Source organism: Emticicia sp. TH156 (assembly GCF_002855535.1).
Classification (GTDB): Bacteria; Bacteroidota; Bacteroidia; order Cytophagales; family Spirosomataceae; genus Emticicia; species Emticicia fluvialis.
The window spans coordinates 166830-183228 of record NZ_PKRS01000011.1; the positions used below are offsets into that span (position 1 = coordinate 166830).

Sequence of the window (16399 nt, forward strand, 5' to 3'; positions counted from 1 at the left end):
AATTTAAAAATGGTAAACAAGCGCAGGTGGTTTATTAGTATTGTGGTATTGGTTGTTATGGCAAGTGGCATCTGGCATTATTTCAGCCTCCCCAAAAACGTAAAAGAAGTTGAAGGCCTTGCCGAATATGACTCTCTGGCTCAGCAGCCCCCTTTCAAAAAAATAGTTTTGAGACCCTTTAAACATGTAGTAGTTAATTGCGACCTTGGCCCTGTGAAAGTGTATCTGGAGGCCGACCGGAAATCATATATTGAAATGCACCGCAATTTTATGAAATATGTTGAAATAACTTACACAGGCGATACGCTGATTATACACACCCTTAAAACTCCCAAATCAACCAAAGAAAAGCCCATACAAAGACAGATTTACCTGCATTCGCCCGATTTGCAATCTTACTGGGGCGAAGCCACCCAGACCATCTTCTCAGACTTTGCTACCAATAGACTTACAGTCAATAGCCGGAGCAGTTATATCCGCTTTGTTAGCTGTGAAATTGAGAATCTTACACTCACAACCAATAAGGCCTGTAATTATGTGCTAGACCCAAGCTGTTCTTTTAACCATGTTTTTGCGCGCATCAATAAATCAAGTGCACTTACCTGTCTGGCACGTGTGCAAACAGAATTAAGGCTCACAGCTGTCAACCTTACATACATAACACTCAGCCAGCAGAATGCTTCTAAGTTAAGGATTGTGAAAGATTAATGGCTTCCATGACAAGCATTGGTATTTTTATGTTAATTTTCGATTGCCCTGTCCAATCCGCTTCAACTCAATTGATATGTTATTGAAAACATTTCAAAACCATTAAACGCTTAAAAAAATGGACGAATACCTATTGATTTTCAGACATGAAGATGGCAGCAAGGTGGCATCTCCCGAACAAATGCAGGTTTGGATGAAACAAACTATGGACTGGATTGGCGGCATTGCGGCTCAGAACAAATTTGTAGGTGGCAATGGCTTGCCTCACGACCACGCCAGAGTAGTACATCATAACAACCTAGTAACCAATGGCCCGTTTGGTGACATAAAAGAAACACTCGGTGGGTACATTATTGTAAAAGCCGAATCGATAGACGAAGCCGTTGAATTTGCTAAAGGATGCCCTGTTTTGCAGGGAGAAGGCAACACCGTAGAAGTAAGAAAGGTGGCTAAAGGTGATGGTGTTCATTAAAAATCAGCGTAGCCCTTCCCGTATAGGTAAGGGCTCACCCAAACCCTATGCAGCATCAGGAACTCATACCACATTTGTTCAGAACCGAGTTCAGGAAGATAACCGTGGTGTTGTCAAAACTGATGGGTATAGCACATATTGAAACCGCCGAAGACATAGCCGGTGATACCTTTCTGCTGGCCTTTGAAACATGGCCTTACCGGGGCATCCCGCCCAACCCTACCGCCTGGCTCTATGCGGTTGCTAAAAACAAGGCCAGGAATACCATGGCCCGTAATCAGATTTTTAATGAAAAAGTGGGGCCTATGGTTTCATCAGAAGAAACCGGGAGCCAGGAGGTAGATATTGACCTGTCAGACAAAAACATGACAGACAGTCAGCTTCAGATGCTCTTTGCTGTGTGCCACCCCTCTATTGCTATTGAAGCGCAGATAGGGCTGGCATTGCGCGTTCTTTGCGGTTTTGGGATAGATGAAATAGCCACGGCTTTTCTGACTAATAAAGAAACCATCAATAAACGGCTTTACAGAGCAAAGGAGAAACTGCGAACCGAAAAAGTAGCCATTGAGTTTCCGCCTGAAACTGAGATACCCAGCCGGTTAAATGCTGTGCTGCGCACCCTGTATCTGCTCTTTAATGAAGGTTATTATTCCGAAAGCCAGAATGCTATACTCCGCAATGACCTTTGCCTGGAAGCCATGCGGCTTACCTATATGCTCATTGAGAATGAAACCACTAACAAACCGGAGGCAAACGCCTTGCTATCATTGATGTGTTTTCATGCCTCAAGGTTTGAGGCGCGTAAAAATGCAAACGGAGAAATAATTCTATACCAGGAACAGGATGAGAGTCTATGGAACAAAGAATTGATTGAAAAGGGAATGTATTACCTGCACCTGGCTAGAAAAGGCCATCAGGTGTCCAGATATCATCTGGAAGCAGGCATTGCCTACTGGCATACCTTTAAAGCCGATACTTTTGAGAAATGGGAGCAAATACTAAGGCTTTACAACCAGCTTCTGATGCTGGAATACTCGCCCATAGCGGCATTGAACCGCACCTTTGCGTTCTATAAGGTGCATGGCAAAGCAAAAGCTATTATCGAGGCCGGGAAATTGAATCTGCCCGATAACCCCTATTACTTTACCCTTTTGGGTGAGTTATACAAAGATACCGACACAGCTAAAGCCAGAAAACACTTTGAGTACGCGTATCAATTAGCCAAAACACAGGCTGACAAACAGGTAATAAAGCGACAGATAGAAGCTTTATGAGCCAGGTAGAACCTAAAAACAAAAGTCCCTTCTACTTGCGCAGAAGGGACTTTTGTGCGAATAATATCTTGTATTACATCTTTTCTACTTGTACGTAACCAAGTTCTACAGGAGTACTGCGACCGAAAATCTTTACGCTTACGCTTAGTTTTTTCTTGTCTTCGTTGATTTCTTCCACAGTACCGTCGAAACCACTGAATGGTCCGTCGATAACTTTCACATTCTCGCCTTTTGTAAACGTTAATGTTGGAGAAATCACCTCACCTATAACCTCTTCCTGTACACCTAAGATACGGTTAATTTCTGACTGACGGAGAGGCTCCGGAGTCATTGAGGTACCGTTGTTACGGCCAAGAAAGCCAATCACACCCGGCATACTTTTAATCATGTGTAATACCTCACCATTGTTCAGGTCGGCATTCACAAGAATATAGCCCGGAAAATAACTTTTCTCACGTACACGTTTTTTACCGTTACGTACTTCGGTTATTTTTTCCGACGGAATTAAAATTGTAGGAACCAGATCACTTAATTTGCGACGAATGGCTTCATTCTCGATGTAGGACTTAATCTTCTTCTCCTGCCCCGAAACTGCTCTTACAACATACCAATTAATTTCGCTCATCGTTAGCAAAAATTTAAGGTTTTACACTGATTGATAAAACAAACGGAGACCGTTCTCAATCAAAAAATCAATAACACCCACAACCAAAGCAAAAATAATTGATGCCACCAATACAAGTGTAGCACTTGATTGCAGCTCACTCCACTTTGGCCAGGTTACCTCTTTGGTTACTTCTACCCAAGAGTTTTTGAAAAATTCTACCATAAAATTTTTATGTTCTTTTTACTTGCACGGGCACCAGGATTCGAACCCAGACCAAAGGTTTTGGAGACCCTCGTACTACCCTTATACTATGCCCGTGTATATTACCAAAAATCCTTTGGGGTTGCAAAGATAGATAGTTTTTTTATTCTTGCCAAATCAATCAATAAAATAACTAATAATCTTTGGTAATATTTTTATTTGCTGCATCAACCGGCGTCTGCCGGTATCAGCTTATTTTCACAATATGATTCTTCTTGCCCTTCCCTACCAGCAGATATTTGCCCTGCAGTAATTGCAAAGACGATAACGCCAGTTTCTCGTCGGTAATTTTCTCTTTATTAATGCTCACCCCGTTACCCTGAATGGCTCTGCGGGCTTCGCCTTTAGAGGCATATACTTCATTGCGGGTTACTGACGATATCAAATCAAGCACGTTGGTGCAGGTATCCCACTCTTCTTTACTGATTTCAGTTTGAGGCACACCTTCAAAAACACTGGTAAAGGTATTTTCGTCCAGACTTTGCAGGGTTTCAAGGGTAGCTTTTCCAAATAAAACCTCCGACGCCTTCACGGCCAGCTCATATTGCGCTTCACCGTGTACCCGAATGGTTACATCTTTACCTAAGGCCTTCTGGGCAAATCTCAGATGCGGCGCTTCGGCATGCTGCTTTTCAATCTCTTCAATTTCAGCTTTTGAGTATAAAGTAAATACCCGCAATAAACGCGGCACATCGGCGTCGTTCTGGTTAAGCCAGAACTGGTAGAAAGCATAAGGCGAGGTCATGCCCGCATCTAACCATACGTTGCCACCTTCAGACTTACCAAACTTGGTTCCGTCTGCTTTGGTTACTAATGGGGTAGTCAGTGCAAATGCCTGATAATCTGCCGCATCCTCGCTGTTATCTTCGCCGGTAATGGCCGATTCTTTTCTTCTGATAAGCTCTGTACCGGTTGTGATATTACCCCACTGGTCAGAACCGCCCATCTGAATACGTACGCCTTTATTTTTATATAGCCAGTAGTAATCGTAACCCTGCAACAACTGATATGAAAACTCGGTGAACGAAATACCGGTTTGCAAACGGTTTTTTACAGAGTCTTTAGACATCATGTAATTAACCGTCAGATACTTGCCTACTTCGCGCAGAAACTGCAAAAAGCCTATTTCCTTAAACCAGTCGTAGTTATTTACTATCTCGGCCGAGTTTACCCCACAATCAAAATCCAGAAATTTAGACAATTGCGCACGAATGGCATCCTGGTTTTCTTTCAGTGTTGCTTCTGACAAAAACTGACGCTCGGCCGATTTACCTGAGGGGTCACCTACCATTCCGGTTGCTCCGCCTACCAGTGCATAAGGTTTGTGGCCTGCCAGCTGAAAATGTTTCAACAACATAACAGTTGCCAGATTACCTATATGTAACGACCTGGCCGTTGGGTCAAACCCGATATACCCGGCGGTCATTTCTTTGTTCAGCTGGTCTTCTGTGCCCGGCATGGCGTCTTGCAACATACCACGCCAGCGTAATTCTTCAATAAAATTCATACTCAACCGATTCGTCGGCACGCCCGCAAGTGGCGGGAAATTTTAAACGTATATTTAATAAGCGTGCCACGCTTTGCGGGGCGTGGCACTTATTTCTGTTGCAAACTTACAAACGATTTAACAAATCATCGTTACTAAATTTATTTCTTTTTTTTCTTGTCGCCGTGTTTCCTCCACCAGTTGAAATAATCACTGAAATTATAAGTTGCCGAAATTTGAAGCGTTCTGTTCTGGAATTCCAAAGGTATCGGGGCCTTGCCAGTCGGGGTGTAAGTTTTATTGGTTGTATTAGATAAACCATGAACATACCGGATATTAATACTAAACAAATGAGCCACATCCAGCATATCAATTCGCAGGCCACCTACCACGTTCAGGTCATGCTGGTTATACGGCCCCCGGCTGGTTCCGGCATTTATGGCATAGCCGTACTCTGGCCCTGCCACAATTGAAATATTTTTGGCTACCTCATAACCAAATAACACAGGTACGCTAATGTAGCGGTACTGATTACGTAAAATGGTATTGCCGGTTTCGGCAAAATTGGTAGATGCCTTAAAGCTGCCCCCTCTTACCTGATAATATACTTCTGGCTGGATACTGAATTTCTTCAGATTAAGACGATAGAACAAACCCGCATTGTAGTCATTTCTGAACTTGGGTATAATATTACTGGGGTTATCAACAATAATTGTTTTCGATATACCCGTACCCACTTTAAAGCCATACTGGCTCAATGGCCGTATCTGGGCAGATGATAGCAAACTAACGATAAGAAGCAGCGAAGTGAGACCTACTGTAAGTGTATTTTTTGATTGCTTTTGACTGTGTATTTGTTCCATCAGCGGATATTAAAGATATTTTTAGAATAGCGGTTTTAAACCATAACGAAATTTGATTGGCAAAATTACGGAATCAGTAGCGAAGAATCACCATAACTGAGAAAACGAAAGTTATTTTCAAGTGCAAAATCATAGATTGTTCTCCAGTTATCGCCTACCAAGGCCGCTACAAGCAGAATAAGGGTTGAGTCTGGCTGATGAAAATTGGTAATAATTCCTTTACAGATTCTGAACTGATAGCCCGGAAAAATGAAAATCTCGGTTTCGCCAATCAGTTGTTCTATGTTTTTCAGGTCCATGTAGTTCAGCACAGCCTGCAACGATGCCTCAATGCCGACTTCGTTCTGCCATTGATACGGAAACAGCTTTTCAATAAAGAAAGTCTCATCCCCTTCCAACAGTTTTACGCCAAACCAGTACAGGCTTTCAAGCGACCTCATAGAGGTTGTGCCCACTGGTATCACAAATGCCCTATTGGCAAGCAGCTTTTTTATAAAGTCTTTTTCAAACACAATCTGCTCAGAGTGCATCTGGTGTTCTACTACATTCTGCACCTTAATGGGCTGAAACGTCCCTGCCCCTACGTGCAGGGTAATGAAATCGTATTCAATATCATTAGTAACCAGGTCGAACAACACTTTTTCGGTAAAATGCAGCCCAGCTGTGGGCGCAGCCACGGCACCGTCGTTTTTAGAATAAACGGTCTGATAGGTATCGTAATCCTTCTCTTCGGTATCTCGTTTCAGGTAAGGTGGCAACGGAATCTGGCCAAAAAACCGAACAATCTCTGCGAAGGTCAGTTCAGGGTTATTCCACGTAAACTGCACGTAGTTTTTTTCGTTGTCAACCAGTTCTGCTACCAGTTCCAGGTCATCTGTAGTATGAACGCTGTATTTACCCACCAGCCTGCCCTTCAGCCTTTTCTTATTACCAATCATGCAGGCCCATGTACAGGTATCACGCGTTTCCATTATCTGCGATATGACCGTGGAAGGTGCAACAGGATTCAACAGAAAAATCTCAATCAACGCTCCGCTTTCTTTTTGAAAATAAAGCCTAGCCGGAATCACCTTCGTGTTGTTGAAAACCAGAAAAGATTCTTTCGGCAGGTGTCCTGCCAGGTTATAGAAACGGTCTTCGTTTATTAAAGAGTCTTTGTAAACCAGTAGTTTAGACACGTCACGGGGTTCAACCGGAAACCGGGCGATTCGCTCATCTGGCAGATGATACGTATATTTATCTAAATCAAGGGTTATCATACTTTCCGAATCTCTGGGCAACACTTATTCCTTTGTTTCAGGATTGGTGTACAATAATTTAACGGGCAGATAAAATATAACCACAAGCAGAATAACTGCACCAGCCAAAACAAACCAATCGTAATTAATATCCAGTTTCTGGTCTTCCGAGCGATTCACACGGTTCAGCGCCAGCAAAAAGAAAATCATATAGGTATTAATAACCGCTATAAAAACATCAAACCAGGTGGTTAGCAACTGTCTCAACGCATCTGTATTTTTGGCCCACAGGCTTTTCTGGTTTAGCTGAGCAAAATTCAGCCTAAGTACCTGGCTTTTGAGCAGATTCAGCAGAAAATTAAATACAATGATGGTACCAAAAGCGATATAAAAGAAATCTTGCTTGCTGATGAAGTCATCAGGCCTGCCGGATGATGTATGATGAACGGCTACGTCATCAGGAAAAGTAAAATAACAAACAATTAACGTAATAGCTAAAAATGGCATAGATACTTTACGCCACAAGCTGAAAAATATATTTGATACAGACATCAGAAGGGAATTTTTGATTTACAGGCTACTCTGTAAATCACTTTCTAAAACAAACGCATCGGGTAGCACGACCAATTTTAATGGCAAAGGTACATTACAGATTTAGATTTTTCTCAAAAAAACTTTTTTCATTCTACCCCTTTGTATATTTGACAAACTTTTAAGTGGGCACCTGTTTATGCGATTTTACTTGTTTTTGATTGTTCTGCTTATTCAGGCCTGCAGAACAGATACACCACCCAAAGACCTGACCAGAGGGTTTTATTACTGGAAATCGTCTTTTAAATTGACCGAAGCCGACAAAAAAACACTTGATGCCTGCCATATCAACAAACTCTACATGAAAGCCTTTGATGTAGACTGGAATTTTAAAGCCAATGCGCCTGCCACAAAAGCCCCTGTGCAGTTTGTTGAGCTGCCTCCTAAAACCATTACGCTGGCCCCTACCATTTTTATTACCAACCAGACCCTGAAACAATTAGCGTATGCCGATATAAAGAACCTGGCAGACTTTATGCAAACTCAGTTGATGAAGGTATGGTCGGGTCTGTATTTTAATGAAATACAGATTGATTGCGACTGGACTATCAGCACCAGGCAGAAATATTTTCGCTTACTTGAATTACTGAAGCAACAAAACCCGGATAAAATCCTCTCGGCCACTATACGCTTACACCAAATCAAGTTTGCGCACAAAACGGGTATCCCGCCTGTTGACAGAGGCATGTTGATGTTTTACAATATGTCTGACTGGAAAAACCCCAAAATCAAAAACTCTATTTTTGACCTCAACGCGGCTTCGCAGTACACAGCCACGCTCAGCAAATATCCGCTGGCGCTGGATGTTGCCTTCCCGATATTCAGATGGGCCGTTTTTTATCGAAACAATCGCTTCATGACAGTTGTTAATAAGCTGGACCAAGCCACGCTAAACAGGCAAACTTTTTTAAGAAAAGACGGCAACCGATATTATGTAGAAACTGATACTTATGCCTTTGGTATGTCGTTACGTAAAGGCGACCTGATACGAACAGAAGAGGTAACTTATGACGAACTTTTGAAAGGTTCGAAGGCAATAAGCAAGCAAATTTCCACACAAAAACTTACATTTGTATTCTATTATTTAGATCCTGAAATTACATCTCATTACAGCCATGAGCAGCTCTGCCAGATCTTTCTTTCGTTTGGGTTACCGGACTAAATCTGTCATTATTTTACTATTAATGGCCTGTGGGCCTCAACCCTTCGACTACAACGAGTTCAAGAGTTTCTTCATGCCCGAAAGCGCCCGCAATGAGGCCGCATTCCATCCCTACAACTTTACCCCTCAGTTTTTGTATGATGATTCTGATTTGTATGCTGACTCACCAACAGACCCTGCCGAGGCTGCCAATTCCAAAGCATGGGCCAATTACGCTGGCATTGAAGATAGCATTGTAACGGAAGAGCTTTACCCGAGATATGGCAGCAAAACTACTACAGGCTTAAGCCGGGCGCTTAAGGAAAAAGGTAATTTACATGCACTACAATATCTGGAGTTTTCAAAAAAAATAGCTGTTGCTGACGGCGCTACAGAAGCAGGCGGAACCGCCACTAAACCCGACTTTGAGGCCTGGTTAAATCTGATAAAGTCTGAATACAACCAAAGCACAGATGCCTTTATAAAAGAACGGCTAGCCTACCAGGCTGTAAAAGTTGCCGATATGGCCGGTAAGCCCCAACAAAGCATTGACTTTTACAATTCTTTAGTAAAATCTTTGCCGACAAAGACATTCATCAGCGATTGGGCCTGTGCGCGCATGGCCGGGGCTTATGTGCATGCCGGCGACTCAACACAGGCATATTACCATTTCTCTCAGATTTTTGTTAATGCCCCTACTCGCCGCAAAGAGGCGTATCTGAGCCTGAGAATGTATCTGCCCAAGCTGAAAGACGAGGCATTGAAACTTTGCAAAACCGATGCCGAACGAGCCAATATATATGCCGCCACTGCTGTGCTGCCATTTCAGGATGGCCTGCCGATGATGGAACAAATCAGAGACCTGAATGCCAACGGTCCCTTACTTGAATTTGTAATGGCGCGTGAAATCAATAAAAATGAGGACTTCTTTTTTAATACACGCGAAGACCTGAAATATGCGTACTGGGATCTGGATTCTCTGAAAAAAGCTAATCTGAAAACCGATGCTCCGGAGTATTTCAATAAGTTATTAAATTTCTCATTAGAATCGGCCGAAAATCCCACTTTAAAAACATCGCCTTTTTGGTATACATCGGCCGCTTATCTCACATTTATTGCCAGAGACTACAAAAAAGCAGCTGACTTATTGCAAAAAGCAAAAGCCATACCTACTACCAATAAAGCCCTGCAAGACCAGATAGCTCTGCAGGAACTGATATTACTGGTGAGCGAAACAGAACAGATAACACCCGAAATTGAAAGTAAGGTGATACCCCTGCTGGAACGCTTCTCCAACTCGCGTAATTTCAGGGTAGCTAATAACTTTAACGCCGCCTGCCGGATACTTGCAGCTAAATATCGCGGCCAGCCCGCACCCGATGAATTTGCAGAGGGCAACGGCTCTAAATCAGTACTAGTTGCTGCTAAACCCAAAGCAAGCAAACCGTTGGGCTGGTTTGCAGGTTGTTTTGGCAAAAAAGATAAGGAGCTGCAATCATCACCTGATGGCATTGCTAAAGCCTTCCTTTTATCAATGCTTACCTCATCCCAGTTAGGCTATTCGAAACAAAGCGATGAAAACTTTGGAACAGCCTATTTTGCAAGCAATGCCGACCAGTATGTTATTGAAGACTCCACGTCTTCGGCTACTATATACCAAGTAATCAGTTATTTCAGTGACAAGAATGCGGATGATTTTGATACGCGACTGATAAAACTCACGGCTCTTAATAATGATTACCTATACACAGTCTTGGGCAGAAGAGCACTGGCAGAACATCAGTATGCCAAAGCAGCCGAGGCATGGAAACATATATCGCCTGCAACATGGCAGGCAGAGCCATTCAAGACGTATCTGGATGTAAATCCGTTTCATCTGGACGGGCAGGGTGATGTCGACCCTAAACAGAAAGTAACGCCACTTTCATTTGCCATCCGTATGGCTGAATTGCAAGAAAAAGTCAATAAAAACCCTAAGGATTATCAAAGCTGGATGCTATTAGGTTGTGGCAGTTACAATATGGGTTATTATGGCAACAGCTGGATTCTGCAACGTCGGGGATGGAGCGGTGGCGAGCAGAAAAACGAGAAAGATGATTATTACACATCTGCAAAAGCACTTGCTTATTTCGATAAAGCCATGCAAACCGCCCCTAGTCAGGATGCCGCAGCAAGGGCCTGTTATCTGGCAGCAGCTTGTCAGAAAATCAGCTATGAGCTGGCCTATAATGGACTGTATGATGGACTTTATCTGCTGCCCGATGATGAACGCGCCAAAAAAGAATTGGAAATAAACAAGACGCTGGAAAACCTGAGAAGAGAAAAATACGCTACTTATTTTAATCTACTTAAAACAAAATATCAGGGCACTGACTACGCCACTCGGTTAATTGAAGAGTGTAGTACTTATAAAGACTTTTTAACAGGCAAATGAAAATATATACCAAAACTGGTGATAAAGGTACCACCGCACTTGTAGGTGGCCGCAGGGTTAGCAAAGGTGCGCTGAAGATTGAATCTTACGGTACAATAGACGAGTTGAACTCATGGATAGGCCTGATAAGAGACCAACCCGTGAACGAACCAAGACGGGATGTTCTGAAAGAAATTCAGGACAGGCTTTTTACTATCGGCGCTGATTTGGCCTCAGAGCCGGAAGAATTAAGAAAAAAACCAATACCCAGCCTGTTTGATGAAGACATTACACTCCTGGAAAAAGAAATGGATAAAATGGATGCCGAATTACCCCCTTTACGTGCCTTTGTTCTGCCCGGAGGGCATCAGTCGGTATCTTATGCACACCTGGGGCGTACCGTGTGCCGCAGAGCCGAAAGGCTGGTGATTCGTTTGGCAGAAGAAGAAGAGGTAAACCCGATGGTTGTAAAATACCTGAATCGGCTGTCTGATTATCTGTTCGTGTTATCGCGCAAAATGACACAGGAACTAGGCAGCGAAGAAATAACCTGGAAACCCCGGCTCTAATACAGGCTCTATTACAGTTAAATAAAATTTGTATTTTTTTGCGATGTGCCAACCAATAATTAACTGACCCATACTACTCAAAATCTTCTGAAACCATGTTTCTGGGTTTAATACCCGGCATTTTTGAATGTTTACCTAAAAATGCTGACGTATTACAAAAAAGCACTAATTTTGCACTTTCGTTTTTACAACCATATTCTATGGACGCACCTGTCCATAGAATTTCGTACCTTTAATAGCAAAACAATCCAAAATGGCTAAGAAAATACAATCGGCCCTTATTTCGGTTTACTACAAAGACGGCTTAGATAAAATAGTAAAATTATTGCACGAACACAATGTTCAGATTTTCTCAACGGGCGGCACCCAAAGTTTCATTGAAGACCTGGGCATACCGGTTACAGCCGTAGAAGACCTCACCAGTTACCCCTCTATTTTTGGTGGGCGTGTAAAAACCCTTCATCCAAAGGTTTTTGGTGGCATTCTGTATCGCAGAGACAACGAAGGAGACGTTCAGACAGCGGCTCAATTTGAAATTCCGTCAATTGATTTAGTGATTGTAGATTTATATCCGTTTCAGGAAACGGTGGCTTCTGGTGCCGGAGAAGAAGACATTATCGAGAAAATAGATATCGGTGGTATATCGTTGATACGCGGCGCTGCCAAAAATTTTAAAGACGTACTGATTGTTTCGTCTCGTAACCAGTACGACGACGTCTTCACTATTCTGCAAGCCAAAGATTGCGGCACTGACCTGGAAGACCGCCGCCGCTATGCCAAGGAAGGTTTTGCCATGAGTTCGCAATATGACACAGCTATTCATGCTTACTTTGCCAATGATGTTTACACCAGTGTGCAAAATTTTGCAGCATTACCAAAGAAAGAACTACGCTATGGCGAAAACCCGCATCAGGCGGCTACATTCTACGGTGATCTGGATAAAATGTTTGAGCAGATACACGGCAAGGAATTATCATACAATAACCTGATGGACGTAGAGGCTTGCGTAAGACTGATTGATGAGTTTGAAGAAACCTCTTTTGTAATTATTAAACATAACAATGCCTGCGGTGTGGCGTCTGCCCCTTCGGCGCATCAGGCTTATGTAAATGCACTGGCTTGTGACCCCGTTTCGGCTTTTGGTGGTGTTATTATTACCAATGCCAACGTTGACCTTGCCACAGCAGAAGAATTGCATAAGCTGTTTTTCGAGATTTTAATTGCGCCATCGTTCGATGACGACGCGCTGGCCATACTAAAAAAGAAAAAAGACCGCCGATTGCTTATCAGAAAACCGGTTGAATTAAGTAAAAAACAATTCCGCACTTTGTTGAATGGTGTGTTAGAGCAAGACAAAGACAACGCCATTGAAACTGGTAAAGACTTTAAGGTAGCTACCGAAAAAGCGCCGACTGAAAGCGAGGTAAAAGCGCTAGAGTTTGCTTTGAAAATATGCAAACACCTGAAATCAAATAATGTGGTGCTGGCAAAAGACGGTCAGTTACTGGCATGTGGTGTGGGGCAAACTTCGCGCGTTGATGCCCTGAAGCAAGCCATTGACAAAGCCAAAACATTTGGATTTGATTTAACAGGGGCAGCAATGGCCTCTGAAGCCTTTTTCCCTTTCCCAGACTGTGTGGAGATTGCCCATGAAGCAGGCATAAATGCGGTAGTTCAGCCGGGAGGCTCTATCCGTGACCAGGATTCTATTGATTTCTGTAATAAAAATGGGGTGGCAATGGTATTAACCGGCGTGAGACACTTCCTACATTAATAAAACAATGGTGCCACGGCTGCGCTCATCAGAGCAAAACCGTGGCACAATATTTTTTTAAGTCTTCTTTATATTTCAAGAGGTTTCTGCTCTATCTTCAATTCATTTCTTACAAAACTTTCGTAGAGTTCTTCTGCTTTTTGCCACGAAGTCTCAATATCATCGTTCAGCAATATCACGTCAAAGCGGTTCTGAAACTCCATCTCAAACTTCATCTTATACAAGCGTCTAGAAATACTGTCTTCACTATCAGTACCTCTGTTTCTTAAACGCTTCTCCAGTTCTTCCATTGACGGCACCTTTACATAAATAGCCAGGGCATTATCACCAAAATACTTTTTCAGATTCAACCCACCTTTTACGTCTACATCAAAAATTACGTTTTTGCCTTCTGCCCACATCCGTTCAATCTCCGACTTCAAGGTGCCATAGTACGCACCCGGATACACCTCTTCCCATTCAATAAATGCTTCGTTGTCAATTTTTTCCTTAAAATCGTGTATTGTCAGGAAATAATAGTCTTTTCCGTTTTCTTCGTTTCTGCCGCGCTTATCTCTTGTGCAGGCCGAAATAGAAAACCCGAGGTTTGCGTATTTATCAAGCAGGTGCTTAACAATGGTAGTTTTTCCGGAGCCGGACGGAGCGCAAAAAATAATGGCTTTACCTTTCATTGAGAGTGTTTTTTACCTTGCCCAAACAAGGTGGGTAGCTGAAATGAATTATTAAAAAAGCCATCAGGCTTTTAAACCTGATGGCTGAATATTTTGCAAAGATAGCGAAATCATCAACTAAACAACAAATGATACAGTTTTACTTCGGCAAACAAAAACACTAATATCAATAATCCCAGTCCTACTTTTGCTCTTATATCTACAACCGTCGACTGCGGGCAGCATTTCTTTTCCATCTTTAATTGAAGTGCGTCTTTGATACTCTTCTCCAATTTATAACCCTCTATGCAGGGCATACAATCGTCCATGTGTAACTTAAAATGCTCTAGCTCAGCCTCTGATGCCGACCCATCAAGTACAGCCTGTATCATTTGCATACACTTCTGATGATTTTCACACCTATGTTTCATTGGTATAATGTTTAGGGGACTCCACTCTGCGCCCTCTCAATTAATGTTTTTTTTATTGTTTCAGGCCTTTGGCCATCCACACTAATTATCGATAGTTTCTAATTCTTGATAAAGTCTAATTCAAGACCGTCTGCTTAATCCTGCTCTGCCATTTCATCGGTCTTATAGCCCATAGATGAGGCGTAGCTTTTCAGCTTCTCTTTCAACAAATTCCTTGCTCTGTGTAATCTTGACCTAACCGTTCCGATAGGTATATCCAAAATTTTTGCCATTTCTTCATACGTAAACCCTTCAATATCGCAAAGGATAATTACCGTACGAAAATCAACGGGCAGGCTGTTTAATGCATTAGCCACCTCGTCGCCAATCATATCCTGAACAGTCTCGGTTCGCAGGTCGGTTGTGGCATCCATTTCGGCATCTTCTACCGAATTATAGGTAGTTTCAACGTCCTGATAATCAACTTTTGACGGCTCCTTGCTTTTCTTGCGGTAGTCGTTTATGAAACTGTTTTTCAGTATTCTAAACAACCATGCTTTTGCATTAGTTCCACGCTCAAATGAATTGATAAACCTGAATGCCTTCAGATAGGTATCCTGTACAAGGTCATTGGCATCGTCTTCGTCGTTGGTAAGTCTGAAGGCGAAATTGTACATCGAGTCAATATGAGGCATAAATTCCTTATCAAAGACCGCGTACTTTTCTTTTTCTGAATATCTTTCTATTTCAATTATTTCTTCTTCCATAAGCTTAATGGCTTTAAAAAAACCTACAAACAGCTATTTATAGGCATTGTACTAGCTCAAATGTATACTCCTCCATAATTTCGGTAAAGTTAAGAGTTTTAGCAAGAAAAAAATAATAATATTCCATGAAAACGAAAATTACGCCGATGGAAGATTTGACAGTACGAAAGGATATTTACAATGATAATTCACCTGCCGGCTTAGCACTCAGGCACATTGAATACCCGGAAAAATCAGGCAGAAACTTCAAGTTTATAGCCCTTCCCGTGAATACTCGTGATCCTGATGCTTTCATCTGCCTGCAGTTTTTTTCTTAGTTTAGAAACAAACACGTCCAGGCTTCTGCCCACTACATATACGCCTTCGTCTTCCCAAACTTCTTTTAAAAGTTTTTCTCTTTCAACCACCTGATTCTGGTTAGCAGCAAAAATGCTCAGCAGTCTGGCTTCTTTGTCTGATAGCTCCACCTCTTCTTTTCCTTTCACCAGCAAGGTTCTTTCCGGATAAAAGTAGAAACCGCCCACCATTACAAAGGGGCTGTCGGCCACTTTTGTATTTTTCTTAACCGACCGGAACAATCTTGCGCTGAAAATTGAAAAAAGTGTTCCACCTGTTAAAATAAACCCTACTGCCCACCATACATTCATGCCCAGGGTTTTCTGATAATCGCCTGTAAACTCAATCTGAATCTGGTAACAGTCGGTTGTTTGTCTACGTCCAAGGCAGGGCATTACGTCAGTTTGTTTGGCTCTTACCTCGTATCCGAATATAACATCAGGCTTATTGCAGCTGTAAACATTAACCATGTAATCAAGCGGTAGCTGGGCATTGGCCAGCCGCTCATGCACAATCTTTATGAGGGTATCCGGAACAAATGAAAATTTGCTCTGAAATTCGAGTTGAAAGACTCTTTCGCCTACCTTTTTAACAGGTAGTATGGTTGAGGTAGAGTCTCCGGCATGCAGCAAAAGCTTGTGGCCTATTTCGCGCACAACCAGTATGGCTCTCTTTTCAAGAAATCCACTTGAATCGTCAACAGACCATGTGCCTGCCGAAAGCGCTAAAGCCGCCAGTATGGCCAGGCAGGTGATGTATATTTTTGGTTTCATAATCAGACAAAAGTAGAGTAAAGATGAATCAGATTTAACAGAATTACATACAATTTACACTTTTTT

At 42.4% G+C, this 16399-nt stretch carries 17 protein-coding genes and 1 tRNA gene; 7 read left to right on the forward strand and 11 right to left on the reverse strand.

Annotated elements, in window-relative coordinates; all coding sequences use genetic code 11:
• The first annotated feature begins 9 nt into the window (after nucleotides 1-9).
• The 3 genes from C0V77_RS19700 to C0V77_RS19710 all read left to right on the forward strand — a co-directional run bounded on the left by C0V77_RS19700 (nucleotide 10) and on the right by C0V77_RS19710 (nucleotide 2454).
• On the forward strand, nucleotides 10-708 hold the full coding sequence (locus C0V77_RS19700) for a hypothetical protein (protein WP_101728094.1): 699 nt from the start codon (nucleotides 10-12) through the stop codon (nucleotides 706-708).
• A gap of 118 nt (nucleotides 709-826) precedes the next feature.
• Entirely contained in the window at nucleotides 827-1180 is a 354-nt protein-coding gene (locus C0V77_RS19705; protein WP_101728095.1) for a YciI family protein, read from the forward strand.
• A gap of 47 nt (nucleotides 1181-1227) precedes the next feature.
• Nucleotides 1228-2454 carry an RNA polymerase sigma factor gene (locus C0V77_RS19710; protein ID WP_101728096.1) on the forward strand — a complete coding sequence of 409 codons (1227 nt, stop codon included), beginning with the start codon at nucleotides 1228-1230 and terminating at the stop codon, nucleotides 2452-2454.
• 73 nt (nucleotides 2455-2527) lie between these two features.
• Here the strand turns inward: C0V77_RS19710 and nusG are convergent, their stop codons facing one another.
• From nusG to C0V77_RS19745, 7 genes are all read right to left on the reverse strand, one after another.
• Nucleotides 2528-3079, reverse strand: a complete 552-nt coding sequence (nusG, locus tag C0V77_RS19715) for a transcription termination/antitermination protein NusG (protein ID WP_101728097.1) — start codon at nucleotides 3077-3079, stop codon at nucleotides 2528-2530.
• Between the two features lie 21 nt (nucleotides 3080-3100).
• Nucleotides 3101-3283 carry a preprotein translocase subunit SecE gene (gene secE / locus C0V77_RS19720; RefSeq protein ID WP_101728098.1) on the reverse strand — a complete coding sequence of 61 codons (183 nt, stop codon included), beginning with the start codon at nucleotides 3281-3283 and terminating at the stop codon, nucleotides 3101-3103.
• A gap of 25 nt (nucleotides 3284-3308) precedes the next feature.
• A tRNA-Trp gene (locus C0V77_RS19725) sits at nucleotides 3309-3379 on the reverse strand.
• A 130-nt stretch (nucleotides 3380-3509) separates the two neighbouring features.
• On the reverse strand, nucleotides 3510-4829 hold the full coding sequence (gene tyrS / locus C0V77_RS19730; RefSeq protein ID WP_101728099.1) for a tyrosine--tRNA ligase: 1320 nt from the start codon (nucleotides 4827-4829) through the stop codon (nucleotides 3510-3512).
• 140 nt (nucleotides 4830-4969) lie between these two features.
• A complete protein-coding gene (locus C0V77_RS19735) occupies nucleotides 4970-5671 on the reverse strand; it encodes a porin family protein (protein ID WP_101728100.1) in 702 nt (233 codons plus the stop codon).
• 65 nt (nucleotides 5672-5736) lie between these two features.
• Entirely contained in the window at nucleotides 5737-6954 is a 1218-nt protein-coding gene (locus C0V77_RS19740; RefSeq protein ID WP_310587054.1) for an S-adenosylmethionine:tRNA ribosyltransferase-isomerase, read from the reverse strand.
• Nucleotides 6955-7461: a hypothetical protein gene (locus tag C0V77_RS19745; protein WP_101728101.1), complete on the reverse strand. Its 507-nt coding sequence runs from the start codon at nucleotides 7459-7461 to the stop codon at nucleotides 6955-6957.
• 178 nt (nucleotides 7462-7639) lie between these two features.
• Here C0V77_RS19745 and C0V77_RS19750 point away from each other — a divergent pair, with 178 nt between their 5' ends.
• The 4 genes from C0V77_RS19750 (at nucleotide 7640) to purH (ending at nucleotide 13397) form a co-directional block, all read left to right on the forward strand.
• Nucleotides 7640-8662, forward strand: coding sequence for a hypothetical protein (locus C0V77_RS19750; protein WP_101728102.1), 1023 nt, complete (start codon nucleotides 7640-7642; stop codon nucleotides 8660-8662).
• Nucleotides 8616-11075, forward strand: coding sequence for a hypothetical protein (locus C0V77_RS19755; protein ID WP_143706139.1), 2460 nt, complete (start codon nucleotides 8616-8618; stop codon nucleotides 11073-11075). The genes C0V77_RS19750 and C0V77_RS19755 overlap by 47 nt, the downstream gene beginning before the upstream one ends.
• Nucleotides 11072-11623, forward strand: a complete 552-nt coding sequence (locus tag C0V77_RS19760) for a cob(I)yrinic acid a,c-diamide adenosyltransferase (protein ID WP_101728104.1) — start codon at nucleotides 11072-11074, stop codon at nucleotides 11621-11623. Before C0V77_RS19755 ends, C0V77_RS19760 begins: the two co-directional genes overlap by 4 nt.
• 253 nt (nucleotides 11624-11876) lie before the next feature.
• Nucleotides 11877-13397, forward strand: coding sequence for a bifunctional phosphoribosylaminoimidazolecarboxamide formyltransferase/IMP cyclohydrolase (gene purH, locus C0V77_RS19765; protein WP_101728105.1), 1521 nt, complete (start codon nucleotides 11877-11879; stop codon nucleotides 13395-13397).
• 68 nt (nucleotides 13398-13465) lie between these two features.
• Here the strand turns inward: purH and gmk are convergent, their stop codons facing one another.
• The 4 genes from gmk to C0V77_RS19785 form a co-directional block, all read right to left on the reverse strand.
• Entirely contained in the window at nucleotides 13466-14068 is a 603-nt protein-coding gene (gene gmk / locus C0V77_RS19770; RefSeq protein WP_101728106.1) for a guanylate kinase, read from the reverse strand.
• A gap of 113 nt (nucleotides 14069-14181) precedes the next feature.
• On the reverse strand, nucleotides 14182-14478 hold the full coding sequence (locus tag C0V77_RS19775) for a hypothetical protein (protein ID WP_101728107.1): 297 nt from the start codon (nucleotides 14476-14478) through the stop codon (nucleotides 14182-14184).
• Nucleotides 14479-14612: 134 nt separating this feature from the next.
• Nucleotides 14613-15224 carry a sigma-70 family RNA polymerase sigma factor gene (locus tag C0V77_RS19780; RefSeq protein WP_101728108.1) on the reverse strand — a complete coding sequence of 204 codons (612 nt, stop codon included), beginning with the start codon at nucleotides 15222-15224 and terminating at the stop codon, nucleotides 14613-14615.
• A 233-nt stretch (nucleotides 15225-15457) separates the two neighbouring features.
• Nucleotides 15458-16333: a winged helix-turn-helix domain-containing protein gene (locus C0V77_RS19785; RefSeq protein WP_101728109.1), complete on the reverse strand. Its 876-nt coding sequence runs from the start codon at nucleotides 16331-16333 to the stop codon at nucleotides 15458-15460.
• Nucleotides 16334-16399 lie beyond the last annotated feature (66 nt).

Bases quoted from the DNA above. Each gene is read 5' to 3' on its own strand.
- secE (WP_101728098.1), bottom strand. From the start codon at position 3,283: ATGGTAGAATTTTTCAAAAACTCTTGGGTAGAAGTAACCAAAGAGGTA.
- C0V77_RS19750 (WP_101728102.1), top strand. From the start codon at position 7,640: ATGCGATTTTACTTGTTTTTGATTGTTCTGCTTATTCAGGCCTGCAGA.
- C0V77_RS19785 (WP_101728109.1), bottom strand. From the start codon at position 16,333: ATGAAACCAAAAATATACATCACCTGCCTGGCCATACTGGCGGCTTTA.
- C0V77_RS19700 (WP_101728094.1), top strand. From the start codon at position 10: ATGGTAAACAAGCGCAGGTGGTTTATTAGTATTGTGGTATTGGTTGTT.
- C0V77_RS19755 (WP_143706139.1), top strand. From the start codon at position 8,616: ATGAGCAGCTCTGCCAGATCTTTCTTTCGTTTGGGTTACCGGACTAAA.
- C0V77_RS19780 (WP_101728108.1), bottom strand. From the start codon at position 15,224: ATGGAAGAAGAAATAATTGAAATAGAAAGATATTCAGAAAAAGAAAAG.
- C0V77_RS19760 (WP_101728104.1), top strand. From the start codon at position 11,072: ATGAAAATATATACCAAAACTGGTGATAAAGGTACCACCGCACTTGTA.
- C0V77_RS19745 (WP_101728101.1), bottom strand. From the start codon at position 7,461: ATGTCTGTATCAAATATATTTTTCAGCTTGTGGCGTAAAGTATCTATG.
- gmk (WP_101728106.1), bottom strand. From the start codon at position 14,068: ATGAAAGGTAAAGCCATTATTTTTTGCGCTCCGTCCGGCTCCGGAAAA.
- C0V77_RS19710 (WP_101728096.1), top strand. From the start codon at position 1,228: ATGCAGCATCAGGAACTCATACCACATTTGTTCAGAACCGAGTTCAGG.
- C0V77_RS19775 (WP_101728107.1), bottom strand. From the start codon at position 14,478: ATGAAACATAGGTGTGAAAATCATCAGAAGTGTATGCAAATGATACAG.
- tyrS (WP_101728099.1), bottom strand. From the start codon at position 4,829: ATGAATTTTATTGAAGAATTACGCTGGCGTGGTATGTTGCAAGACGCC.
- purH (WP_101728105.1), top strand. From the start codon at position 11,877: ATGGCTAAGAAAATACAATCGGCCCTTATTTCGGTTTACTACAAAGAC.
- nusG (WP_101728097.1), bottom strand. From the start codon at position 3,079: ATGAGCGAAATTAATTGGTATGTTGTAAGAGCAGTTTCGGGGCAGGAG.
- C0V77_RS19705 (WP_101728095.1), top strand. From the start codon at position 827: ATGGACGAATACCTATTGATTTTCAGACATGAAGATGGCAGCAAGGTG.
- C0V77_RS19735 (WP_101728100.1), bottom strand. From the start codon at position 5,671: ATGGAACAAATACACAGTCAAAAGCAATCAAAAAATACACTTACAGTA.